The organism is Acetobacter sp. A11-2 (assembly GCF_040208445.1).
In the GTDB taxonomy this organism is placed as follows: Bacteria; Pseudomonadota; Alphaproteobacteria; order Acetobacterales; family Acetobacteraceae; genus Acetobacter; species Acetobacter oryzoeni.
Map to the genome: position 1 here is coordinate 834,501 of NZ_CP157843.1, position 20,655 is coordinate 855,155.

At 51.1% G+C, this 20,655-nt stretch carries 31 protein-coding genes and 1 tRNA gene; 27 read left to right on the forward strand and 5 right to left on the reverse strand.

The window, feature by feature from the left end:
- The first annotated feature begins 276 nt into the window (after window positions 1–276).
- Window positions 277–621 (forward strand): hypothetical protein, encoded by a 345-nt coding sequence (locus ABNV41_RS04100; protein ID WP_050819934.1) that lies wholly within the window; start codon window positions 277–279, stop codon window positions 619–621.
- Window positions 618–1,259: a KilA-N domain-containing protein gene (locus tag ABNV41_RS04105; protein ID WP_050819933.1), complete on the forward strand. Its 642-nt coding sequence runs from the start codon at window positions 618–620 to the stop codon at window positions 1,257–1,259. Before ABNV41_RS04100 ends, ABNV41_RS04105 begins: the two co-directional genes overlap by 4 nt.
- Here ABNV41_RS04105 and ABNV41_RS04110 read toward each other — a convergent pair.
- Window positions 1,206–1,589 carry an Arc family DNA-binding protein gene (locus tag ABNV41_RS04110; RefSeq protein WP_080986806.1) on the reverse strand — a complete coding sequence of 128 codons (384 nt, stop codon included), beginning with the start codon at window positions 1,587–1,589 and terminating at the stop codon, window positions 1,206–1,208. The genes ABNV41_RS04105 and ABNV41_RS04110 overlap by 54 nt on opposite strands.
- A 12-nt stretch (window positions 1,590–1,601) precedes the next feature.
- Here ABNV41_RS04110 and ABNV41_RS04115 point away from each other — a divergent pair, with 12 nt between their 5' ends.
- Genes ABNV41_RS04115 through ABNV41_RS04125 form a run of 3 tightly spaced genes read left to right on the forward strand, consistent with a single transcriptional unit; the run spans window position 1,602 to window position 2,955 of the window.
- Window positions 1,602–1,787, forward strand: a complete 186-nt coding sequence (locus tag ABNV41_RS04115) for an Arc family DNA-binding protein (RefSeq protein ID WP_349935026.1) — start codon at window positions 1,602–1,604, stop codon at window positions 1,785–1,787.
- An 8-nt stretch (window positions 1,788–1,795) separates the two neighbouring features.
- Window positions 1,796–2,668, forward strand: coding sequence for a BRO family protein (locus tag ABNV41_RS04120; RefSeq protein ID WP_050819932.1), 873 nt, complete (start codon window positions 1,796–1,798; stop codon window positions 2,666–2,668).
- A 44-nt stretch (window positions 2,669–2,712) separates the two neighbouring features.
- On the forward strand, window positions 2,713–2,955 hold the full coding sequence (locus tag ABNV41_RS04125) for a hypothetical protein (RefSeq protein ID WP_050819931.1): 243 nt from the start codon (window positions 2,713–2,715) through the stop codon (window positions 2,953–2,955).
- Between the two features lie 42 nt (window positions 2,956–2,997).
- Here the strand turns inward: ABNV41_RS04125 and ABNV41_RS04130 are convergent, their stop codons facing one another.
- The gene (locus ABNV41_RS04130; protein WP_155468000.1) at window positions 2,998–3,432 is read right to left on the reverse strand and encodes a hypothetical protein; all 435 of its coding nucleotides are present in this window, start codon (window positions 3,430–3,432) and stop codon (window positions 2,998–3,000) included.
- Window positions 3,433–3,746: 314 nt separating this feature from the next.
- Window positions 3,747–3,902, reverse strand: a complete 156-nt coding sequence (locus tag ABNV41_RS04135) for a hypothetical protein (RefSeq protein WP_155467998.1) — start codon at window positions 3,900–3,902, stop codon at window positions 3,747–3,749.
- A 488-nt stretch (window positions 3,903–4,390) separates the two neighbouring features.
- Here ABNV41_RS04135 and ABNV41_RS04140 point away from each other — a divergent pair, with 488 nt between their 5' ends.
- From ABNV41_RS04140 to ABNV41_RS04240, 21 genes are all read left to right on the forward strand, one after another.
- Window positions 4,391–4,657, forward strand: coding sequence for a hypothetical protein (locus ABNV41_RS04140; protein WP_080986804.1), 267 nt, complete (start codon window positions 4,391–4,393; stop codon window positions 4,655–4,657).
- Window positions 4,658–4,754: 97 nt separating this feature from the next.
- Complete coding sequence (locus ABNV41_RS04145; protein WP_050819927.1) at window positions 4,755–5,678, forward strand: hypothetical protein; 924 nt, start codon at window positions 4,755–4,757, stop codon at window positions 5,676–5,678.
- A complete protein-coding gene (locus ABNV41_RS04150) occupies window positions 5,679–5,888 on the forward strand; it encodes a hypothetical protein (protein WP_050819926.1) in 210 nt (69 codons plus the stop codon).
- Complete coding sequence (locus ABNV41_RS04155) at window positions 5,885–7,135, forward strand: hypothetical protein (protein ID WP_050819925.1); 1,251 nt, start codon at window positions 5,885–5,887, stop codon at window positions 7,133–7,135. Before ABNV41_RS04150 ends, ABNV41_RS04155 begins: the two co-directional genes overlap by 4 nt.
- Window positions 7,128–7,778: a phage baseplate assembly protein V gene (locus ABNV41_RS04160; protein ID WP_050819924.1), complete on the forward strand. Its 651-nt coding sequence runs from the start codon at window positions 7,128–7,130 to the stop codon at window positions 7,776–7,778. The genes ABNV41_RS04155 and ABNV41_RS04160 overlap by 8 nt, the downstream gene beginning before the upstream one ends.
- Complete coding sequence (locus ABNV41_RS04165) at window positions 7,775–8,134, forward strand: hypothetical protein (RefSeq protein WP_050819923.1); 360 nt, start codon at window positions 7,775–7,777, stop codon at window positions 8,132–8,134. The genes ABNV41_RS04160 and ABNV41_RS04165 overlap by 4 nt, the downstream gene beginning before the upstream one ends.
- Window positions 8,135–8,144: 10 nt before the next feature.
- Window positions 8,145–9,290, forward strand: a complete 1,146-nt coding sequence (locus ABNV41_RS04170) for a baseplate J/gp47 family protein (RefSeq protein WP_349935027.1) — start codon at window positions 8,145–8,147, stop codon at window positions 9,288–9,290.
- On the forward strand, window positions 9,290–9,901 hold the full coding sequence (locus ABNV41_RS04175) for a hypothetical protein (RefSeq protein ID WP_050819921.1): 612 nt from the start codon (window positions 9,290–9,292) through the stop codon (window positions 9,899–9,901). The genes ABNV41_RS04170 and ABNV41_RS04175 overlap by 1 nt, the downstream gene beginning before the upstream one ends.
- On the forward strand, window positions 9,901–11,181 hold the full coding sequence (locus ABNV41_RS04180; protein ID WP_050819920.1) for a hypothetical protein: 1,281 nt from the start codon (window positions 9,901–9,903) through the stop codon (window positions 11,179–11,181). The genes ABNV41_RS04175 and ABNV41_RS04180 overlap by 1 nt, the downstream gene beginning before the upstream one ends.
- A 224-nt stretch (window positions 11,182–11,405) precedes the next feature.
- Window positions 11,406–11,726 (forward strand): hypothetical protein, encoded by a 321-nt coding sequence (locus tag ABNV41_RS04185; protein WP_155467996.1) that lies wholly within the window; start codon window positions 11,406–11,408, stop codon window positions 11,724–11,726.
- Window positions 11,727–11,822: 96 nt separating this feature from the next.
- Window positions 11,823–12,371, forward strand: coding sequence for a hypothetical protein (locus ABNV41_RS04190; protein WP_349935028.1), 549 nt, complete (start codon window positions 11,823–11,825; stop codon window positions 12,369–12,371).
- A 7-nt stretch (window positions 12,372–12,378) separates the two neighbouring features.
- Window positions 12,379–13,461, forward strand: coding sequence for a tail fiber domain-containing protein (locus tag ABNV41_RS04195; protein ID WP_349935029.1), 1,083 nt, complete (start codon window positions 12,379–12,381; stop codon window positions 13,459–13,461).
- Window positions 13,458–13,871: a hypothetical protein gene (locus ABNV41_RS04200; RefSeq protein ID WP_349935030.1), complete on the forward strand. Its 414-nt coding sequence runs from the start codon at window positions 13,458–13,460 to the stop codon at window positions 13,869–13,871. Before ABNV41_RS04195 ends, ABNV41_RS04200 begins: the two co-directional genes overlap by 4 nt.
- A 1-nt stretch (window position 13,872) precedes the next feature.
- Window positions 13,873–15,252 carry a CotH kinase family protein gene (locus tag ABNV41_RS04205; RefSeq protein ID WP_349935094.1) on the forward strand — a complete coding sequence of 460 codons (1,380 nt, stop codon included), beginning with the start codon at window positions 13,873–13,875 and terminating at the stop codon, window positions 15,250–15,252.
- Between the two features lie 82 nt (window positions 15,253–15,334).
- Complete coding sequence (locus ABNV41_RS04210; RefSeq protein WP_230844517.1) at window positions 15,335–15,871, forward strand: hypothetical protein; 537 nt, start codon at window positions 15,335–15,337, stop codon at window positions 15,869–15,871.
- Window positions 15,868–16,356, forward strand: a complete 489-nt coding sequence (locus ABNV41_RS04215; protein WP_050819915.1) for a hypothetical protein — start codon at window positions 15,868–15,870, stop codon at window positions 16,354–16,356. Before ABNV41_RS04210 ends, ABNV41_RS04215 begins: the two co-directional genes overlap by 4 nt.
- Window positions 16,357–16,458: 102 nt before the next feature.
- The gene (locus ABNV41_RS04220) at window positions 16,459–16,590 is read left to right on the forward strand and encodes a hypothetical protein (RefSeq protein WP_349934551.1); all 132 of its coding nucleotides are present in this window, start codon (window positions 16,459–16,461) and stop codon (window positions 16,588–16,590) included.
- Window positions 16,583–16,951 carry a hypothetical protein gene (locus ABNV41_RS04225; RefSeq protein WP_349935031.1) on the forward strand — a complete coding sequence of 123 codons (369 nt, stop codon included), beginning with the start codon at window positions 16,583–16,585 and terminating at the stop codon, window positions 16,949–16,951. The genes ABNV41_RS04220 and ABNV41_RS04225 overlap by 8 nt, the downstream gene beginning before the upstream one ends.
- Window positions 16,948–17,328, forward strand: a complete 381-nt coding sequence (locus ABNV41_RS04230; protein WP_349935032.1) for a hypothetical protein — start codon at window positions 16,948–16,950, stop codon at window positions 17,326–17,328. The genes ABNV41_RS04225 and ABNV41_RS04230 overlap by 4 nt, the downstream gene beginning before the upstream one ends.
- A 1-nt stretch (window position 17,329) precedes the next feature.
- Window positions 17,330–17,641, forward strand: coding sequence for a Gp49 family protein (locus ABNV41_RS04235; protein WP_349935033.1), 312 nt, complete (start codon window positions 17,330–17,332; stop codon window positions 17,639–17,641).
- Window positions 17,642–17,643: 2 nt separating this feature from the next.
- Complete coding sequence (locus ABNV41_RS04240; RefSeq protein ID WP_349935034.1) at window positions 17,644–17,844, forward strand: hypothetical protein; 201 nt, start codon at window positions 17,644–17,646, stop codon at window positions 17,842–17,844.
- Between the two features lie 846 nt (window positions 17,845–18,690).
- On the opposite strand, the gene ABNV41_RS04245 is transcribed toward ABNV41_RS04240, so the two are convergent.
- A tRNA-Val gene (locus ABNV41_RS04245) sits at window positions 18,691–18,765 on the reverse strand.
- A gap of 122 nt (window positions 18,766–18,887) precedes the next feature.
- Here ABNV41_RS04245 and ABNV41_RS04250 point away from each other — a divergent pair.
- Window positions 18,888–19,619 carry a YoaK family protein gene (locus ABNV41_RS04250; RefSeq protein WP_087652168.1) on the forward strand — a complete coding sequence of 244 codons (732 nt, stop codon included), beginning with the start codon at window positions 18,888–18,890 and terminating at the stop codon, window positions 19,617–19,619.
- A gap of 12 nt (window positions 19,620–19,631) precedes the next feature.
- Here the strand turns inward: ABNV41_RS04250 and trpS are convergent, their stop codons facing one another.
- The gene (trpS, locus tag ABNV41_RS04255) at window positions 19,632–20,627 is read right to left on the reverse strand and encodes a tryptophan--tRNA ligase (RefSeq protein WP_050819907.1); all 996 of its coding nucleotides are present in this window, start codon (window positions 20,625–20,627) and stop codon (window positions 19,632–19,634) included.
- Window positions 20,628–20,655 lie beyond the last annotated feature (28 nt).

A 20,655-nucleotide genomic window follows, 5' to 3' on the forward strand; every position in this document is an offset into this window, starting at 1 on the left:
GTATATGGAATATACCTTGATTCCTGTGAGGTTCTTGTTATCTCATAGGTATAAAGGAAAGGCACGATGAATAAATACCGGAAGCCATCTCCGGTTAGTGTTCAAATGCACATTCGCGTAAAGCCCGAGATCAAGCTATGGCTTGAGAAAAGAGCTATGTGGAGTGTCAATACTTTGAACGCAGAGGTAGCAAAAATACTAGAAGAAAAAATGGCAGCGGAGCCTATCGCCAAACAGTTCTCCGCCGCCACAAGCAGCAAATAGGATATATTCGCTATGACGAATGATAGCATAAATGTACCGGATAGCGCAAAGCTTCCGTGGTCTGGCCTCGGCGATGAGGCATTGCTCAAGGTAGCCAGCTTCATCGGGCTTCATTGCGTGGAGTCTGATATAGATATTGAGGATGTTCCCTTTATGGCTATGGGAGCAGTTCTCGCCCTCAACGCCATGGCCTTTTGCGCCGGGAAATATGACCCTGATGACGCTGAGGGCTTCGATCGCCGCTCCTCTACTTTCCACGATGCGATTGTAAGCTTCGCGTCTGCGAAAGACAAAATCTCTAGCGATGCCATTTCTCGCCAAATCAGCGAAGCCTTCCGTAATGGAGATGCAGCATGAGCGCTCTCCAAAAAGGTGTCATCACCTACAATGAGCACCCCATCAACTTTCTTGGTGAAATGCTTTGCCTAACAGATATGTGGAAGGCAGCAGGAGAGCCGGTGTCCAGCTCCCCATCGGAGTGGCAGCGTTCTGTTGATGGTGAAAAGTTTATAGAGTTTATCAGCGAAACTCAAAACATGGGAATTTCCCATGTTATAAAATCCAAGCCCGGGAAAGGCGGCGGGACATGGGCTTACTGGCAGGTGGCTTTCGCTTATGCAAAAAAGCTGAGCCCCGAATTTCACGCATGGGTCAACCAAGCCGCCCGCGAGAAAATGGAAGCGATAGCGGGCGGGGCATCGCATCTACCACCCAAGCCGCTCGACCAGGTTACTCGTCTTCGCAAAGCTATCGCCCTGCATGGTTCGGCTCTGGCCTTCAACAAACGCCAAGGAATGGACCTGACGCAAGCGCGATTAAAAGCGGTCTCCACCGTTAAAGAGAAAATGGGTATTGATCTTCCGAAGGAGCTGGGATGGCAACCACAGCCATTAGCTGTTCAAGAGCGCACAATGAACGCTACCCAGATTGGTGCGGAACTATTATCGCGGAAAACGAGGAGGGCGGCCAAGAAGTCTCTCAGCGAGTATTTGTAAGAGATCGCTATTATTCAATTCGGAAAGCGCAGTCTCTACGCGCTCATGAGATTGGAGAGCTTCGTCGAATTCCTCGGACGTCATGCAGGGCTCTTCCATGCTTGCATGAAACTCCGCTTCACCTTTCGCTGAATCAATCAGGTGAACAATTTCCGCATTGATGGAGCGGTGATTTTTCTCGGCTTCCTTCTCGACCCATTCCTTTAGGTCGCGTGGAATCCGTAAACGAAAATGAGCTTCATCTGCCATGACGCATGAATGACGCAATTTTTTATTGACTGCAATGACGCACTTTGGCACACCATAAGCACATGACGCATTTTGCGTCATAAGAGGTAGGGTATGGATACAACTCACCTAAGACTAAGGCTACCAACGCATCTCAAAGAGTGGGTGCAGAAGTCAGCAGAGCAGAACAAGAGAAGCCAGAATGCAGAAGTTTTGTTTTGGCTTGAACAGGCAAGCAATCGAGACACCGGGGCAGTCGCCAAACTTTCCCCCAGTGCCTCGTCAACCACAAAGGAATGATGGTCGTGATGGGAAATAACACATCTTCAGTTTCAACTTCAAATAACATCGTAGCTTTCTCTTTTGAGAATCATGCTGTTCGCGGTTTCGAGTATCGGGGTGAGGCGCATTTTATCGGTAATGAGGTAACTGATGCCCTCGGTTATACCAATGCCAGCAAGGCGCTAAATGATCATTGTAAGGCATTGAAAAAACTCAATTATAACGAATCGTTAGAAATGGGGTTAACTGAACAGGGGAAAAATCTTCGGGGGATTTCGATTATCCCAGAGCGCGATGTTTACCGCCTTGTGATGCGCTCCAATCTTCCAACAGCAGAAGCCTTTGAAGAAAAGGTCGTTGGTGAAATTCTTCCTGCCATTCGAAAGACCGGCGGTTATATGCTGGCGGCTCCAGAAGAAACGCCAGAACAGTTGGCGCTTCGGGCCATGCGGGTCTTGCAGGATACAGTGGCGCGGCAGAGGGCCGAGCTTGCAGAAGCCGCTCCGCAGATTGACGCATACAAGAAGCTGGCTTCTTTGGATGGCGTGCATAACCTGCGCTCTGCCGCTCAACAGTGCGGTTGGCCGGAAAGGAAGTTTATCCAGCAGCTTTGCCAAATGCGTTGGATCTATACGCACAATGTCACGGGGCGTAAGTGCGCATATGCCGATAAGGTAAAAGCGGGACTGATGGAGGCAAAAAACGTAGAGGTTAAGCGCACCGGATACGTTGAAGGCGTAGGGCAGCCAATGATTACCCAAGAAGGTCTGGCTGAACTTCGCTCTATCCTTGGACCATACGAAGCCCATACACGTGCTGAGGCGATGAAAACGGAAATCGCTAAACGCAGCAAAGCGCGGAAGGCAACCCGCAAGCCTTTTACGAAAACACCAGCGTAAGCGCCGCAAAGGCCAGCCACCCTTTCGAGGGTGGCAACGCTGGTGTGGAATCTACCCTTCAAATCATGAAGGATTGCGTATTCTTTGAAAGCACAAGAAAGGAAGCGCGCTTAACCAAGCAGCAGATCATTGATGCAATGCACTTGGGAACTGCTGCGTTCTATTCTGATAGGGAAACAGATGCGAAGAAGCGGTATCTGCGGACTGCCGGGAAAGCACTGATGCAACTCTGGCACGATCTTGAAGAAGAGGATCGGGCTAGTGTGGGGCAGAAGGCTTTGGCTTGAGAAAATTGATAAAGGGCCCCGATGTAAAAATCGGGGCAAATATTAAATATTTTTTTGATATTCAAGACATTTATCAATGTCGACAGTGGGATATACTTTACCTGTCCGCGTCCCATCTTTTACAAGCATCATTGGCAATGTAGATATAGAATCTGACAAGAAAGACAGAGAGAAATTCTCTAAAAGGCCGCCTTTTCTTTTTATTAAATCTGCGCTCCCTGCTGAAAGCTGACCCGCTTTGACAGCATCGTCTAGCACCTCATTTGCTATTTCAAAAACACCTTTCTCAATTTTTGCGGCGTTTCCTTGGCACCACAGCGTAGTATGCGGAAGCTTACAAAAAAATTCTTCTTTGTTATTGTCAACGGCGATTACAAATTCTGAGCAATTGCATTCTTTTAACTTTTCTTTAAATATATCATGGAAATCATTGGGGTGGGTTTCCCGAAGTAGATAAGAAATAAGGAACTTACTCATTATTAATCCTACGGTTGTTGATTGAAAAATAAGGCTGTACTTTCCCATCTAGTCGTACTAATGAGAGCGAATGATTAATTCTCATCCTTTCCCCGTAGTTTTCGTAGAATGGGAAGATAGCGCGCATTATGAAGCGGGTTGGAAATGGTCTGATGAAGTTCCAGCCCCAACAGGGCAACCATGTGTGACATGTGGGTTTCTGATTAAAGAAAGTGAACGTGCCTACATGGTTGCTCTGAGTGCTGGTGATGTTCACTCAGACCGCCAGCAGTTTAATGGGATTATGGAATTCCCAAAAAGCTGCGTGCAGAATATTACTTTTTTGGCTTACCCTTCGCCACGCCCTGCCGGACTGCAACAGATTTGTCAGACAGTACGCGACCGCCTGCAGGGTCACCGTTTCTCAAATCCTTTGAGGCGGCTGATAGGTCTTTTTTCGTAGGAGGCTTGATAGTTTCTTTTTTAGCCATAATGAACGGTCTTTCATTAAAAGAAAGTTAAAGAAAGCCGCCCTTGACCGATACTGCTTGCGGGGGCTAGATGCCCACGCTATCCACATAGCAGCATTTCCGCGAGCGGCTCAATCGCTGCGGAATTGAAAGGAGCGGCCCGGCCAGGTTGCTCCTTTCTCGTATCTGGGGAGATAATCCTGCCACCCGAGGTGTGGGTCAAGGCCAGATTCGCAAAATTTTTTCCTATAAATAAGCTTGATTTTTGGGAAACACTGATTTTCTGCGGTGGTTTGTTGTTCCTTTTGTGTTCACCGTTAATCTTTCATGCTCTATTTGCAAGCCCAGAAAGGGATGAATGCATCTAAACCATTGATAATTTTGTACGGAAATGTGATTCTTCCTGCATGCGCCGTTTAACTCCCATAATCACCATATTAGCCCTCGCAGCCTGTTCCCATCCCGGCACCCCATACGGGCGTGATTGGGGAGAAACAGACGCGCACTGCATGCGCCGAGTGATGAGTGCCCCCAATGCTCGCGGGCAATTTAGCTTTGATATGGCGGCAGGTGTATGTGGGCGCGTTGAGAACCTTGCTACGCATTCTGTTTTCACGGCTAAATCATTGCCTCTGGATCTGCGCTCTGATCCAGAATTGCAGCAGATGGCGGAAGATCCTGACATCAACGTGAAGCATAGGCCCTTTGTGCCGCGCACTTCCACGCAGCCGTTGCAGAAATGGCCTGTGTTCTCAAATCAGGGCGTCGTGCAATAGGGCTTGTACCCTAGCGAGGTTTATGCCATTCTGTCTCTATCATCGCCCGTTTTGTGATTAGGCCGTTCCGCATGGAGCGGCCTTTTTTGTTAGCGTCATGGCCAGCCTGCTCAGTATTGAAAACGTCATTGGCTCTATTGGACGTTACGGGACAACTGCGCCTGTTACTCTGGGCAGCGTGCCTTTGTATGGCATGGAAATTCCTGATGTTCTGACCAATGGTGGCCAGCAGCGGCTGGAAGTGCATTGGCTGCCGGGCGGCACCAAGATTGTTGACCGCTTAGGAAACGATCCAGCGCGGTTTTCATGGAATGCGCGGTTCACTGGCCCGAATGCATTGGCGCGTGCGCAACTTCTGTCCCAGATGCGCGATGCAGGGCAGCCGGTTTCATTCACGGGGCCGGGCATCAATGAAACGGTTATTATTGCTGAATACGCCTTTGACTATTCGCTTAAGGGCGCGATCATTCCATATCGTATTCAGCTAGAACGCCAGTCTGCTTCTGTCACCTCTACCAGCACATCAACATCAGCGCTCTCATCTCTGATTGGGGATGATGCGGCCAGTGCCCTTTCTGACGTTACAAGTGCATTAAGTGATGGAGCTCAGGCCCTTTCCAATATTTCTGCACAAGGTCAGGCTGTGATTGGGCAGGTTTTTCCCTTAGCGAATATGGTTGGCGCGGGTAGCGCCTTGGCATCTGTGAGCGATAAGTTGACCATGGTGCAGGGGTTATCCGGCGCGGGTATCAATCTCGCCTCTGTGCCCGATAATGTGGCTTCAATTGTGACGGGTCTGAAATCTGCTGGCGCCAGTTTAATGACTACCATTTCGCAATCTGGCGCAAATATTTCGGGAATTTCTATCCAGAATGGCTCTAGCCTTTCGGCGCTTACGGCCAATGCAGGTTTGCAAAGTGCCGCTGTTGATAGCGGAGCTTTGGTTAACCGCGGCTATGCCAACACCTTGACCGCTGGAGATAGCAGCGGGAGTTGGCAGCTTGTGTCGGCAGCAGCGTAGATGGTGAACACTGTTAAAGTAAGTGCAGCAGATAGCACTTTATACCATGTGGCCTGCCGCGAATTGGGTGATGCCACACAATGGTGGCGGATTGCGCAACTGAACGGGCTGACTGATCCTGATCTTTCACCTTTCACCATGCCTGTAACGCTCACGCTGCCTACACCTGATCAGACCCAGAATGCGGGCATTCCTGATTATACATCATGAGCGACATTACTCAGGCCGTTACCGTTGTTGGCTCCAGCGCCGCCAATTGGTGTCGTGCGCCGCGCTGCCGGGTTCTGATTGACGGGAAAATCAGGCAGGAAACGCAGGTAAAGCAGTTTTCTCTGATGAGAACGCGGTATTCCCGTGCAGATACCTTGACGCTGACGTTTGCCGTGGACCGACAGCTTTCGGCTTCAGCCAGAACTGGCAGTGGCGCAGGATGGTTTGACCAGGAAGACGCAGTCAGCGGCAAACCGGGGCCGGAAATCGACATCACACTGCAAATGCAGGATGCCGCTCTGGGTGGTGCGCAGTGGACAACGATATTTCAGGGGCTGGTAACAACGGTTTCCTATGAACCGACCTTGGCCACGCTGGACATTGAATGTCGAGATTATCTGGCTCGGCTTTTGGACATGCGTGTTCTGGCTTCTTGGATGAACATGACCGGGCCAGAAATTCTCAAGGATATGGCTGCGCGAGCAGGGCTGACGGCAGATTTAGATATTGAAGGTATCCTGCAAGGGAAAATGCTTCCTTCGGCCCGTGGTCGTAAGAAGTTGTCCAATGCCATGCAGGGGCAATTTCGGCAGACGGAACATAAGCGCCATTCTGGTGTGAGTGGCAACCGCTTCCGTAGTGCCTTTGATCTGGCTCGGTATATTGCCAACAGTTCACAGGCTGATCTGTATGTGGACGGTACAACGCTTGTGTGCAGGCCCATGCTTTCGCCTTCGTCTGATGGCGCTGTTGTTCATAAGCTGGCGTATGTGGACAGCGGAGCGGGCGCAGCAATACGGGCAGCCTGCGAAAGCCTTACTCTCAGGCGCGATTATCAGATTGCCAAAGGTGTGATGGTGCATGTGCTGTCTTGGGATAGTCGGCAGCGCACGAAGGTGGAATGGTATTTCGGCCCCGATGGCGGCTCTGCCCGCAAGGCTTCAGATGTCGGGAACCTGCATAGTTTTCAGTTTCCGGGTTTGCGTATGGATGAAGTGCAGGCGCGCGCTGAGCAGCTTTACCATGAGATTGTCGCGCATGAGCGTGTCATTTCTTACGAAGCACCGGGAATGATCAGCTTGGAGCCGCGCCATTTCATGTCTCTGGCGGGCACAAATTCCACATGGGATGGAACGCATGCCGTTGATTCTGTGACGACATCTTACGGTGAAGGCACGGGTTTTCGGCAGAATATCACATTGCGCAACCGTGATGTGACGCAGGACGAGACGCAGGAATATGATTGATAGCAGACCAATGGCGTTCGCCGCTGGTGGCACTTATGGGCAGCAAGAAAACGGTCTGATTTCAGCGGTTGATCCGGTTACACATGACGTAAAGGTCAAGGTGATGCCAGGCGGGGTTGAAACGGGCTGGCTGCCGTTTGCCGCGGTGCAGGTTGGGGACTTGTGCATTTCCTGCCCGCCGAATGTAGGCACGCAGGTGCATTTGCTGCCGGTTTGCGGCGACCCTGAACATTCTGTTGTGGCCGCACCTGTGTTTTGCACCGTGATGCCGCCTCCAGTATCGCCAGCGACAGGAAAGGTGGCCCAGTCGGGGGAATATCTCCTGATGGCTGGGTGTGGTGCGCCTCCTGTGGACGAAACAAGCCGCGAAAGAGGCGAAGCTGCACAAGTGGCCCCATGGATGCACGTTACGCGGGATGCGCTTTATTCTGGCGTGGGGGTTGATACTACAGCCACCATAAAGGATGGCCAGCATCAGTGGAAAGTTGGCGGGGTTACAGCTACGCTTTCAGCTTCCGGATTTGAGGTCACTGGCGGGAATATTACCACTGACCAGGACGTGAAGGCGGGAAGCATTAGTCTCACAGGCCATGTTCACAGCAACGGCAATAAGGGCGAGGATACGGGAGCGCCCGTTGGATGAGCTGCCTTTCCCACGAATGGGGCAGCGATCTGCAGGTTGATGCGTCTGGGTCGCTTCTGATTGCCAGCAACCATGATGGTGTCCGGCAACGCTTGCTCAGGCGGCTTATGACACCACAGACTGGGTATATCTGGCAGCCTGACTATGGTGCCGGATTGCCTCAGAAGATCGGCCAGATCATCACGGAAGCAGAGCTTTACGCGCTTATCCGCTCTCAATGCGCTTTAGAGGCCGGAATTGATCAAACGCAGCCCGTAACTGTGAAGCTGACCGATAACGGAAATGGCGGCTTCTCCTGCCTAATTTCTTACACTGATGCCCAAACAAACAGCGTGCAGGCCCTGACGCTGACCTGACGGAACATTCATGTCGCTTCCTTTAAGAACGTATGCCGCGCTTGTTGCTCAGTCAGTGGCGGCAGCGCAGGGTGCGTGTGCCTCATTGCTGGATATGGCTGTGGGTACGCCGCTGCGGGCAATTATGGAATCTGTGTCGGGCACAGGTCTATGGCTGCAATATATTGCGCTGCTTATCCTTTCGCGCTCTAGGTTGGCCACATCAAATGGCACTGATGCGGATAGCTGGGTGGCTGATTTTGGTATGTCCCGCATGCCGGGGACTGCCGCTACGGGTGAGGTGACACTCACCTCATTCCAGCCAGATCAGCAGTCTGCATCTGTGGCGGTTGGCGTTCTTGTTCGCACTGTAGTTGGTGTGAATTATGCCGTGACGGAAGATACGAGTAATTCTGCATGGTCTGCCGCAACTGGCGCTTATGTGCGGCCAGCGGGAACGGGATCTATTACTGTGCCCGTTGAATGTCAGGTTTCTGGCTCAACTGGCAATGTTGCCGCTGGCGCCATCTGCCTTCTTGGAACCAGCATTGCCGGTATTGATACCGTGACGAATGCAGTAGCGCTTGTGAATGGCTCCGATGAAGAGACAGACGCACAGTTAAAGGCTCGCTTCCCTGATTGGCTGGCGGCAAAAGCTACGGCCAGTAATGCCGCTATCGAAAATGCTATTGCTGGCGTGCAGACCAATCTCACTTACGAAATCATCAACTGCGAAGCGCCAGACGGCACATTCCGGCCGGGATATTTTACGGTTGTTGTCGATGATGGCACAGGCACTCCATCTGCCGATCTTCTGGCCTCTGTGTACGCGGCAATTGATGCAGTGAAAGCGGAAGGTGTTGGGTTTGCTGTTATTGGGCCGATAGAGCTTCTGGCAACTGTCAGCATGACGGTAACCGTGTCTGCAGGAACAGATACAGCTACTGTTCAAACCAATATCCAGAACGCGATTACGGCAGACATTGATGCCCAGAAAGTGGGGGCTGGTTACGCATACAGCCGACTTCCTGTGGTGGCTTACAACAATGCCGGGGTGGATATTGTTTCCATCACGAATGTGCTGTTGAACGGCTCGCAATCGGATCTAGCAGCCGCTACCAAACAGGTGATCCGGGCAGGTTCCGTTGCGGTGACGGTTGTTGAGGCAGGCAGCTAATGGCTACGGGAGATCAGAACGATTTTGCCCGCCGTGTTCGGCAACTCCTTCCATTCGGCTGGTTCCCAGATCCTCCAGCAGCAAACCAGAGTGAAAAAGCGCCTGTTCTGAATGGTATTTTGCAGGGCATCGGGAATATTCTGTCATGGGTTTATGACCTGTTCGGGCAGGTTAATCTTCAGATGCGTCTGGCCACGGCCACAGGCTCTTTTCTGGATCTAATTGCCTACGATTTCTTTGGTGATGCGCTGCCGAGAGCTTCTGGAGAGACAGATGCGTCTTATAGAAAGCGCATCCAAGAGACTCTTGTCGCCCAGAAAAATACTCGCACAGCCATTACGGAAGCATTGCAGGATCTGACAGGGCAAACGCCTATCGTGGTTGAGCCCACAAGTGCCAGTGATTGCAAGGGACTTGGTTCAACTGCGGCCCCAGCCGCTGGCGGTGGCTACGGATATGGTGTGGCCGGACTGTATTACGGTGGCCTGAATGGAGGCCAGTTTTTCGTGACGACAAAGCAGGGCAATGCAGCGTCCGTGGCGGCAATTTACGCCGCAATCAATAATGTGCGCGCCGAAGGTGTTACGGCGTGGGTGAAGGTTGAAAATTGATGCAGCGCAGGGTTGTTTATCAAGGGCAGATTCCGCTTGATGCAGATTTGTTGTGGGGTGAACGCAATCTGAAAACTGCATTGGGGCAGGCGTTAAATCTTCTTTATGGAGATTTTTCTACGGTTTCTGCGGCTTTCGGTTTTGCTGTTACGCCATCCGCTTCTGCGCTAACCATTGCTGTAGGCTCTGGCATTGTAGCATCTTCTGGCGCCATTGATGAAACAGCCTTCGGCGGGAATGGGGGTGGTATTCCTGCTGATACATCTGCGCAGTTTGTTGTTTACGGATGCGCTGGAGGAAGCATTACGCTCACAGTAGGGCAGACAGCAACATTATATGCTGTGTGTTCTGAGGTAGATACAGATGAAACTGTGCTGCCATTCTATAATGCGGATAATCCAAGTCAGACGCAGGCAGGGCCCGGAAATGCTGGTACGTCTTTGCCGGTTACCCGTTTAGCACAAGCGGAATTAGTTCTGGCTGCCGAAGCGCCTGCACCACCATCTGGCGGCGCAGTCGTTCCGCTTTACACAGTAACAGTTCCCGCTGCCGCAACAACCAGCGCTGGAGCCACGATTAAAGCCCTTACAGCGTTTTATCCGACCGTACCGCAACTAGAGCGTGGCCGTTATCTGGGGACGCAGAAATTCACGAGCAGCGGCACGTATATCCCAAGAAATCGCGCGCGTATGGCGCGTGTTCGGATGTGCGGTGCGGGTGGCCCTGGCGGTTATGCGCAGGCAAATAGTGACACGTCTCATGTTTCGGCTGGCGGCTCAGGTGGTGCTGGCGGTGAAATCGAATTCTGGTTTGATGTATCGGACGGTTCTCCTCAGTCAATCACTGTCGGTGCGTCGGCTGAATCCACGAATACGAATATTCAATCGACAAGTGGCTCTTCTTGGTTTGGCACGGCAGTAGAGTGCCAAGGCGGGAATGAGGGTGGTTATGGCGTAACTACGGCCAATACTTCTTTTAGTATCGGTGTGCAGGCAGGCGGTGGTCCCGCATACGTTCATGACAGCACAAATGTTCTATCTGTTGTCTATCAGAAACAGGGGCAGGGCGGCGCTGGCGGTTGGGCCATTAACGGAACTGTATATCCGGGTATTGGAACACCATCTAGCTGGGGAGCTGGCACTTACACGACCGATAACGGCCCGGGGACTGCAGCGTCAGGATTTGGTGCAGGCGGCGCAGGTGGCGGCTCCAATACAACGACGGGATATGCAGGTGGCCTTGGTTCTGCAGGTATCGTGATTATTGAGGAATATGCCTGATGGAACGGTATATTGTTTACCGCACAGAGGCGACCAGTACACAGCCTGCTGGATATGTAGTGAATGCAGTTCTATGGGATGGAAAGTCCACATGGACACCGCCTTCTGGAATGGGAATTGTTCAGAATAGCTCTCTGAATATTGGCGACATTTACACGCCTACTTCTTAATGATTTTCACGACTCTGAGGCCGCATTTTGCGGCTTTTTTTTATGCGAGGGCTTATGGCTGACGCAGATACTTTTACGCCGGTTTCTATTCGGCAACTCGCGGCTCTCGTTGCGCCATTAATTGCTTCTGGTCAGTTTGCTGGGCTTGATATTAGCCAGGCAATAGCGGGCGGAATGACGCTGGCAGAAATAGCCGCGGCACTGAACGGTGTTCTTCCTGCCGATGTCGTAAACAACGGCGGAGTGCTGATGGTGGGATCATCTGGCATCCCATTTTATTACCTGAGCAACGGTGGCGTAATTATGCAGTGGACGCGCCCAATTACTGGCGAATACGTCAGTAATGGTGGCGTCCTTATGCCCGCTCAATCGTAAAACTCTAAATTTTCATATAGAGGCGAGCATAAAGCTCGAACGCAAATGGCTGACGCAACTCCGTCAACGCCGTACGGGAGTCCGTACTTTTCGTCCGTGAAAGCCGATAATATTGACCCACAAAGCAATATTGGAGCAGGAAACGGCGCTGTCTCGCTTGGCGATGTTTCTAAATTGGTATCAAATATTGGAAAACCCAATGGGGTTGCCACTCTGGATGCCAACGGAAATCTAGTACTGCCTGACGGTGAAATTTTACAGCCTGCACTGTCTGTTGAGCCAGCCACGCAGACGCAGGCAGCCACGCTTAAGCCTCTTTTAACACTTGATGAAAGCGCAAAGGTACGGACTGCATCAGGTGATGTTGCGCTTTCTGATATGGCTACGACCATGCAGGATGGTGATTACCTGACTGTTCTGGGTGGTGCAGTGGTGGCGCGGCCTAGCGTTACGGGCACTGTTCCATCAGATTTCACCGTGAACGGGAATGTGTATGTCGCGCCTGCGTCTTACGTCAGCAATCCTTCATCTCTGCCTGCTGGTCTGTCTGTTGATGCCGGTACCGGAATTGTTCTGACAGACGGCAGCGTTTTCTTCCCTAACACAATCAATAACATCGGCGTTCTGTGCGCCGCTTCGGAGTAATTTTACAATGGCTACAACTTACGGCGCACCTACGAACCTTGATCTTTCTGCCTGTTCTGTAACGGCTACAGGCGGGACAACCAGCCAGACCCTTGCAGATATGGGCAAGGCTGTTGAAGATAATGCCACTGCGGTTGCATCTGCCCAAAGTGCAGCAACATCCGCCGCAGATACTGCCTCATCCGCTGTTACTGCTGCACAGGCAGCTACGAATGCAATAAATGATCTGGGCAATACATATATCCCACAGACTGCATACATGAAGCCGGGCGGGACAGTTAAACTAGACCAAAATGCACAGTTTACATTTCCTCCTGCTTGGTCAGCTAATCAATGGATTAATTTTGGTTATATTCTTAATTCTGATGGTACTACTTCACAAGACCCAAACTGTGGAGAAATTATTATGCAGTATAGTATTAGCGGGCGTACCTCGGGTACTATTCTTAATGAAGTTGTTTGGGGAACGGGTGTTGGTTCTGCTATTATTTATAAATCGTTTAGTGGTACAGCATTCCATTCAGGTGTAGATGGTGCTTCTAACCTTGGTATGGCAGATCATGCTTGGGGCAATATTTACTCTAAAACGGCTGTACAGGTTACATCTGATATTAACCAGAAAACAGTTATTGGCTCTCTAGGCGATACATCCTACGCAGACGGCCAGAAACTGGCAGATGCCCTGTTTGGTCTGGATACCACGATGTTCCAGCTTAATGCATCTATTGCTGAAAAAGGGGCTGCAAACGCCCGTTTGCATGCGGGCTTTATTGCCCAGACGGTGCAGGCAGCGATCACGAACGCAGGTCTTGACCCAGCAAAATACGCCTTGTGGACAAATTCGCCTGTGTATGAAACCACCGAGGTGGATACTGGTAAAAAGGACAGTTCCGGTAACCCTATCACCACACGCACTGTAGCGCTTAAAAAAGACGCCCAAGGCAATCAGGTCTATACGCAGATGCTGCGTTACGAACAGATACTGTGCGTGCTGTTCGAGGCCGCAAAAGCTAAGATCACGGCACAGGAAAGTGCCCTGTCTGCTCTGACAGCGCGTGTTGCGGCTCTTGAAGCCAAGGCAGGTGCATGATGTCAACCCTGCTTGATTTTTCGGCAGGGGTTGCAACTGGAGCGGGTGGCGACACCCTCTCCGGCGGTCAGATTGTGGATGCCGTGACAAGCGGCACACCGTTGCTGACCAAAGCAAACCCCGGCGCGTCCTGTAAGCTGCCTTTCGCAAACTGCGGCAACATTGGCTATCGCATCCTGCCTAACGAAAATTGCGCCCTATCTGTATCAGGCGGTAACGTTAGCGAATTGCAGATCATGCGTGTTCTTATCCAGCAGCCTTATGGCGGTAATTGCGAAATTACATGGCCTGATAACGTAATCTGGCCTGAAGGTGCTGCCTTTGTGGACAGCCGTATTGGCGCTGTCTGCTGTGTGGAAATCATGTGGGATGGTGCATCCCGTTATTACGGGAGGTTGATCTTTGGCTAAGGTGGCACAACCCACAACAGGGTTTATTGATAACGGTGGCCTTGTTCAGCTTGGTGCGGACAATGCTTCTGAACAATGGGATTATATTACCCTTGCGGCTCCTTCCGCGCCGTGGCGTATTCTGGTTGAAGGCGATCTGCCCACAACCAGCACCACCCCCAATATGTCGGTTACGTTTTTCGAAGGCAAAATCCCGCTGTTTTCAGCTTCCGGGACATGGCAGACACAGGGGCAGACCAGTGACAATGCCAACAAGCACAACTGGAAACTGAAACTGAAAAACGCCGATACTGGCAATAAGCTGGGTGTGCGTATCGGCAGTTGGTTCCCCATGACCAGCATTACCCTGAAAGGGTATGGCACAGACCGGACGCTTGTGCGGGATAGCATGACAACCGCGCTTTGGAGCGCAATGCACAAATATCCATCAGGGCTGCTGGCACCGAAATCTGCTTATGCTTATTGGGTTGATACGGATTTTGGTGAACATACGGGTGCCCTGTTTACCACGCGCGGTTTTCCGGTTGAGTTGTGGCAGAATGGTGCATTTCTGGGTCTGTATGTGTTGCGGTCGCCCGCTGATAATCCTGACTACCTAATGGATGATGCCAACAACCAACACATTCTCATTCAGCCGCAACACGCGGGGAATATCTGGAACGGCAATTTTGTATCCACAGAATGGGTCGTCCAGTCCCCATCCATTTCCGGGTATAAAAATCAGGACGATATCACCACCACAGCGCCGGATGTGAATGCCGCGTGCCAACGTATCGTAAAATGGATGGGGGATTGCGTGAGTGGAGCGGTGGATGCACGCGCAACCTATCGCCAATATCTCGATCTCAATTCGTTTCTTGATTACGTTCTGCTGTGTGAAGTGGCGGGTTCGTTTGACAGTATGCAGAACAACTTCATGCTGGGGGCATGGGGTGCCACCTCTACATCCGGTATCTGGTATTTCTGGCCCTATGATGAAGATGAAACATGGGGGCTTGTATGGGGGCTAACCGGCACCCAATCGGATGCTGACCAAATTGGCTGGGTTATGGATGAAGCTACATTGATTACCAGCCAGAACCCCGGCTTTTTCAAATTGGCGCATACAGTGTTCAAGCCGGAACTGCGCGCGCGTTGGCGGCAGTTGCGAGATGCGGGCATTATTTCCGCAGCCAATATCAACCGTCTCATCAAGGAGCAGTCAGATCTGATTGATCCGACCATGATGGTGCAGGATATTGCAAACTGGTCATTGACGGGTGCAACAGGTGCCCCGGCCAATATGGCAGCCGGGGGGAAATGGTCTATCCCGTATATCATGAACTATGCGGAAACCCGTATTGCATGGATTGATGCACAATGGGGATATAGCGGCGCATAACCGCATGGGCTGCCTATAAGCGGGCAGCCCGTTTTTCTCGGACAAAATAATGACAGATGAACAGAGCGCGGGAACCCCCTGCGTGACTGATGGTGACCTGCGCGAAATTGTGTACAGCCATGGTCGGCGCCTGGATGAGGTTGAAGATGATCTGGGATCTCTCAAGTCTGGGCAAAGTTCCATGTTGGAACGCTTGATTTCTATTGAAGCGCAAGGGCAGGAACGAGAAAGAAATTGGGCGCAGGAATCAGCGCAAAACCGTGCAGCTCTCACTGTATTTTCGCAACAACTAGCAGCCCAGAACGGAGCGCAGCAGGAGCGTAACCGTATTGAACAGCAAAAGCTTTTGCAGGCCCAGACCGATGCGGCGCGTGCGCAGAAATCCGAGGCTGATGCGAACGCTGCTGCAGCGAAGATTAAATACTGGACTGCCATTGCTGGCTTCCTGGTAGGTGTGCTTGCTGCTGTTGGCGCAACGCTTTTGTCCAGTCAGACATGGGATGATTATGCGTTCGGGAACGTACAATTCCTGCATCGGAAACATGCACCTGCACAACCGGCACCCCAGTCGCAGGCGACACAGTTCATTCTTCCCCCGCGCAAAATGGAGGCGGCATGACTGCTAAATATGTGTGGGGAGCAAACCTTTCTGTCATCAAGCACCTGACTATTCTTCCAGCATTGGAAGCTATCAACCTTAGTGGTGAAGCAGCAGTTAATCTGGTGACAGGAACAGGGCTTGTCGAAAGTGGGTTTATCCATGACCGGCAAATCAACGGACCTGCGCTGGGCTGGTTCCAGATGGAACCCAGAACACACGATGATATCTGGCGGAACTTTCTGCGTTACCGACCCGATCTTGCTAACCGCGTTCTGGCGGCAAGCAGTTTGACTGGTCTGCCTGGAGCAGAAAACCTTGTACAGAACAGGGCTTATTCAGCCTGCATGTGCAGAGTGCAATACCTGCGCACACCTGAACCATTGCCCTCGGCCACAGATGCCGCAGCCCTCAGTGCCTATCATAAGCAGTACTACAACACGGTGTTGGGGCAGGCCAATGCCAGCGCAAACACATCTCTATTCCAGCAGGCCATCAATGCATGAGGCGGGTTCTCCTGCCTCTTATGCGCCAGTTGGCATGGCGATTACTCAGAAAGGAAACCTATGGGGTTTTACACCGAAAACGAACTGCGCAGGATTGCGCGCATGATGGCGGAAGAAATGCGCGAAGATCTGCGGAAAGACGTGCATCGCAGCCCGAACGGAAATCTCATGATTGAGGTTGTGGATGTAAACACACTCCCACCCAGCTTGCGCGGCGGCATGGCACATGACTGACGCACCCGTCCCCGTAGCGCCAAAACGCTCTGCAGTTCTGGCACAGACAGCAAAGGCCGTTGCCGCGGGCTTGTCTATGCCCACGCTTATTGCGGCCCTGCCACAGCCGGAAGCAATGTGGGTGCTGTATGCCTGCGCTGTATTCGCCTCGGCAGGATTTGCGGCAACCCTGATCCCGCTTCCGGCCAATCAGTCTGGCAAGCTCTGGCTGGTTTACCGGATCATCAACTTCCTTGCTCTCAACTGGAAGTACGCAGCCAACGCAGCCGTCATGCTGCGGGGCGCGGCATCTTCCAAAGTTGAACCTCCCAAAGCTGGGCCCGGTTCCGTTGTGACCATTCCGAAAGACGATACGAAATGAAGAAAGCACTTCTCGCTCTGGGGCTGCTGCCTCTCCTTGCTGCTTGCGGCACGACAAAGCAGGCCAAGCTAAATCAGGCTGTTTTCGATGTGGACAGCGCCTTCCATGTGCTGGCCAACCCGATGCCGGATGTGATGGCGGGCAAGGTGCCCGGCGTGGCGCTGACTGATACGCAGAAGGCCATTGCTAAAGCAGCAAGCCAGTCGGTGTTCAACGAAATTCAGTCGCTGGAAACCTCCATTGAGGGCGGCGATAGCATCACACAAACAGCCGTGTCCGCATTGCAGACAGACTTCGCATCATTCGAAACCTGCTGGGCAGGACTGAAGACTGGCACCACGCCGGACGCCTGTGCAGCTATTGGCGGGAGCAAATAATATGAACGCAACTGACGCAAAAATTGAGCAGGAAATCCAAGCCAAGGGACTCAATGCGCCGCGCATTACTCCAGATCATATCAACAACACAATCCAAGATATTGAGTATCTGCGCCCTAAATGCGGGGTTTTGACGATTTGCGTTTTGACGCTGGCGAACGGATTTACCGTAACAGGAGAAAGCGCCTGCGCATCCCCTGAAAATTTCAATGAAGAAATCGGCCGCAATATCGCGTTTGAGAATGCTCGCCAGAAGATCTGGGCCTTGGAAGGCTACCTTCTGAAGCAGCGCCTATATGAAGGGAAAAACTAACCATGAACGCAGCAGAAATCAGCGCTATCCTTGGTGTAGTGACCACCGTTGCAGGTCTGGCCGAGAAATACGGGCCGGAAGTTTACGAAACGGTGAAGCAGGCCATCGAACAGTCCAAGAGCAAGGCTGGCCCAACGGTGGCGGATATTGAAGCCATCTTTGCCAAGTGCAAGGCTGACAACGCAGCCATCCAGTCTGCATGACGCCGGATTTTGAGTGCGGGATGGTTTTGGGTGGCGGGGGAGTTTTTCTCGCCACCATCATCTTGGCTGTAGGCTGGCGGTTGCTGGTAGTGCGGTCCGGGTTTGGGCGCGGAAATTGACCAAGAGCCGCCATAGGTAGCGGACAGGCTCTTGGCTTGCAGGCGTTATAACCTCTCGCGCCTTAAAGCAAAATCCTGAGAGACAAGGTTAGATGATAAAAAAGCATTGGTCAGATTGCGCCATTTATAATGGACCAGCATTAAGCACTCAGGAGTGTGACTGTGGAAGGCCTACAGTTGTGCGAATATACGCATCATGGCTCTATCGTCTTCTGACTTCATGGGACTTCATGTTAACGAAACACCGTTCTGTTAACATCAAAGCTTCTTGTCGTTAAAAACTGATCGACAAATTAACATGAGGTGACACGCGGGACGCAATCTCCGATCTCTTGGGCGCAGGAACCTATGCGCTTAATTACCTGACTGCAATCAGGTGCGTGGGGTAGCTTTCCCACCTCGTGTCATGCTGCGGGCAGGGCTTGATACCTGCTATGCGTCCGATTATCCACCACGACTTAACGCCGATACCCTTGGTGGTTCAAGAGAAGCCGGGTCAGCTTCTTTTATTGTCGTGTTTAGCGTGTCCTTCCACGCCGCCGCAGCCCCGTGATTCTAGTACGGGTCGGGGATGGGTACAAGGGAAAAGGAATCGGAAAATAGTGGCACGGATTTGGCACGGATTTTGATGAAAAAACGTGGTGCAAAATGACATTCCGTGGTTCAGAGTGACACACTCACACCAGCAAAGAATTGTCTAAAACCCGCAGAAATCTAGGAAAAACCGTGGTGGGTGCGACAGGGATTGAACCTGTGACCCCCGCCGTGTGAAGGCGATGCTCTACCGCTGAGCTACGCACCCGGTTTGTGCGAGCTTAATATCTGTCTCCCAGGCATTTGGCAAGGGGCTTCTTACGTAAAAAGTGTAAAAAAAACAGGGTAATGGCATTGCTTTGCATCATTAAAGCGGAGAAATTCTTGATTATGCTATTGCGAGAAAAAAGTCAGCGCAGTTTTCAGATGAACCGACAACTCGGTAGTTCTCTTGCTGTTGTGGCGGGGACTGTAAACGTGCTGGGTTTTCTGCAATTTGGATATTACTGCGCCAATATGACAGGCAATGCATCTAGCTTGGCTCTTAAGATAAATGCTTTAGATATGAGAGCAGCTTTTTTAAGTTTGGCTTTAATTGTCAGCTTTGTTTTAGGTGCGATTGTTTGCACCATTCTTGTTAACATGGGACGTCGCAAAGGGTGGGGCGCGGTATATGCTTTTAGCTTGGTTTTAGAGGCAGCTATTTTGGTAGCCTTAGGCGTGAAATCCATTTGGTTTACACAGGTTGGCGTGCCTGATGGTGGGGCTGCGTTAGTTCTAAGTTTTGTTATGGGCTTACAAAACGCTACAGTTACCCGTATTTCAGGATCTGTTGTTCGTACAACTCACGTTACTGGAATGTTGACGGATCTTGGAATAGAAATATCGGATTGGCTTGAATCTTTTTATCATCAAGTTGATAGTGAATATTTGGATATTATTAAAAAACGCTTATGGTTACATGCACAAATAGTGGTTTGTTTTATTGTGGGTGGTGTATTAGGCGCCTTAGGATATGCCTATTGCCAAAAATATATTCTATTTATAGTTGCAATTGTTCTAATTGCTTTGGCAGTGCCGGGCATTATTGAAAATGCCCGGATATCTGCTGAGAAAAAGTAATATTGATTTCGTTTATTTTAGAAAGCCAACAAGTTTTTCAGCTTCGGAAACAATAGGTTCCGCAATGCTCCGTGCGCGTTGTGCGCCTGAACGCAACGTATTCAGCAAATAGCTTTCATCCTGCAAAAGCCGTGTCGTTTCTTGCCCTATGGGGGCAATGGCGTTGACAACAATTTCTGTCAGCGCAGCTTTAAATGGGCCAAAGCCTTGCCCCGCATGCTCTTGTAGTACCTGCTCAGCAGAAATATCGGCCAAGGCTGCGTAAATGGAAACAAGATTTTTTGCTTCCGGACGATCCGCAAGGCCGGTGATATCTTCAGGTAGAGGTTCAGAGTCAGTTTTTGCACGACGGATTTTTAAAGCAATTGCATCAGCATCGTCTGTTAATTCAATCCGGCTTTGTGCTGAGGGGTCCGATTTGGACATCTTTTTGGTGCCATCACGTAAGCTCATGATACGCGCGGCTGTGGGTGGAATAAGAGGTTCTACCTGCGGAAAAAACTCTACCTTGTAATCGTGGTTGAATTTTTGGGCGATATCATTGGTAAGCTCCAGATGTTGTTTCTGGTCTTCGCCCACCGGAACATGTGTCGCTTTATACGCCAAAATATCCGCGGCCATAAGGTTAGGGTACACGTATAGGCCAGCCGAATGATTTTCGCGGTCTTTCCCTGCTTTATCCTTAAATTGCGTCATACGGTTCAGCCAACCTATCCGAGCAACGCAATTAAAAATCCACGCCAGCCGCGCATGGGCAGAAACTGCAGACTGGTTGAAGAGAATGTGCTTGTCAGCATCAATGCCCGCAGCAAGCAGGATAGCAGCCTGTGTTAAGGTATGTTCGCGTAGTTTTTCCGGGTCCTGCCACACGGTAATGGCGTGCATGTCTACAAGGCAAAAAATGCATTCATAGTTTGCCTGCAAATTAACCCAGTTTCGAATTGCCCCAAGATAATTGCCAAGTTGGGGAACACCAGATGGCTGAATACCAGAAAAAATACGCTGCATAAGAAAAGTATCACCACATGTTATGGGA

What these genes read in the sequence shown, in the direction of transcription:
- ABNV41_RS04100 (WP_050819934.1), top strand. Translation starts at nt 277, where the DNA reads ATGACGAATGATAGCATAAATGTACCGGATAGCGCAAAGCTTCCGTGG.
- ABNV41_RS04105 (WP_050819933.1), top strand. Translation starts at nt 618, where the DNA reads ATGAGCGCTCTCCAAAAAGGTGTCATCACCTACAATGAGCACCCCATC.
- ABNV41_RS04110 (WP_080986806.1), bottom strand. Translation starts at nt 1,589, where the DNA reads ATGACGCAAAATGCGTCATGTGCTTATGGTGTGCCAAAGTGCGTCATT.
- ABNV41_RS04115 (WP_349935026.1), top strand. Translation starts at nt 1,602, where the DNA reads ATGGATACAACTCACCTAAGACTAAGGCTACCAACGCATCTCAAAGAG.
- ABNV41_RS04120 (WP_050819932.1), top strand. Translation starts at nt 1,796, where the DNA reads ATGGGAAATAACACATCTTCAGTTTCAACTTCAAATAACATCGTAGCT.
- ABNV41_RS04130 (WP_155468000.1), bottom strand. Translation starts at nt 3,432, where the DNA reads ATGAGTAAGTTCCTTATTTCTTATCTACTTCGGGAAACCCACCCCAAT.
- ABNV41_RS04135 (WP_155467998.1), bottom strand. Translation starts at nt 3,902, where the DNA reads ATGGCTAAAAAAGAAACTATCAAGCCTCCTACGAAAAAAGACCTATCA.
- ABNV41_RS04140 (WP_080986804.1), top strand. Translation starts at nt 4,391, where the DNA reads ATGCGCCGAGTGATGAGTGCCCCCAATGCTCGCGGGCAATTTAGCTTT.
- ABNV41_RS04145 (WP_050819927.1), top strand. Translation starts at nt 4,755, where the DNA reads ATGGCCAGCCTGCTCAGTATTGAAAACGTCATTGGCTCTATTGGACGT.
- ABNV41_RS04150 (WP_050819926.1), top strand. Translation starts at nt 5,679, where the DNA reads ATGGTGAACACTGTTAAAGTAAGTGCAGCAGATAGCACTTTATACCAT.
- ABNV41_RS04155 (WP_050819925.1), top strand. Translation starts at nt 5,885, where the DNA reads ATGAGCGACATTACTCAGGCCGTTACCGTTGTTGGCTCCAGCGCCGCC.
- ABNV41_RS04160 (WP_050819924.1), top strand. Translation starts at nt 7,128, where the DNA reads ATGATTGATAGCAGACCAATGGCGTTCGCCGCTGGTGGCACTTATGGG.
- ABNV41_RS04165 (WP_050819923.1), top strand. Translation starts at nt 7,775, where the DNA reads ATGAGCTGCCTTTCCCACGAATGGGGCAGCGATCTGCAGGTTGATGCG.
- ABNV41_RS04170 (WP_349935027.1), top strand. Translation starts at nt 8,145, where the DNA reads ATGTCGCTTCCTTTAAGAACGTATGCCGCGCTTGTTGCTCAGTCAGTG.
- ABNV41_RS04175 (WP_050819921.1), top strand. Translation starts at nt 9,290, where the DNA reads ATGGCTACGGGAGATCAGAACGATTTTGCCCGCCGTGTTCGGCAACTC.
- ABNV41_RS04180 (WP_050819920.1), top strand. Translation starts at nt 9,901, where the DNA reads ATGCAGCGCAGGGTTGTTTATCAAGGGCAGATTCCGCTTGATGCAGAT.
- ABNV41_RS04185 (WP_155467996.1), top strand. Translation starts at nt 11,406, where the DNA reads ATGGCTGACGCAGATACTTTTACGCCGGTTTCTATTCGGCAACTCGCG.
- ABNV41_RS04195 (WP_349935029.1), top strand. Translation starts at nt 12,379, where the DNA reads ATGGCTACAACTTACGGCGCACCTACGAACCTTGATCTTTCTGCCTGT.
- ABNV41_RS04200 (WP_349935030.1), top strand. Translation starts at nt 13,458, where the DNA reads ATGATGTCAACCCTGCTTGATTTTTCGGCAGGGGTTGCAACTGGAGCG.
- ABNV41_RS04215 (WP_050819915.1), top strand. Translation starts at nt 15,868, where the DNA reads ATGACTGCTAAATATGTGTGGGGAGCAAACCTTTCTGTCATCAAGCAC.
- ABNV41_RS04220 (WP_349934551.1), top strand. Translation starts at nt 16,459, where the DNA reads ATGATGGCGGAAGAAATGCGCGAAGATCTGCGGAAAGACGTGCATCGC.
- ABNV41_RS04225 (WP_349935031.1), top strand. Translation starts at nt 16,583, where the DNA reads ATGACTGACGCACCCGTCCCCGTAGCGCCAAAACGCTCTGCAGTTCTG.
- ABNV41_RS04230 (WP_349935032.1), top strand. Translation starts at nt 16,948, where the DNA reads ATGAAGAAAGCACTTCTCGCTCTGGGGCTGCTGCCTCTCCTTGCTGCT.
- ABNV41_RS04235 (WP_349935033.1), top strand. Translation starts at nt 17,330, where the DNA reads ATGAACGCAACTGACGCAAAAATTGAGCAGGAAATCCAAGCCAAGGGA.
- ABNV41_RS04240 (WP_349935034.1), top strand. Translation starts at nt 17,644, where the DNA reads ATGAACGCAGCAGAAATCAGCGCTATCCTTGGTGTAGTGACCACCGTT.
- ABNV41_RS04250 (WP_087652168.1), top strand. Translation starts at nt 18,888, where the DNA reads ATGCTATTGCGAGAAAAAAGTCAGCGCAGTTTTCAGATGAACCGACAA.
- trpS (WP_050819907.1), bottom strand. Translation starts at nt 20,627, where the DNA reads ATGCAGCGTATTTTTTCTGGTATTCAGCCATCTGGTGTTCCCCAACTT.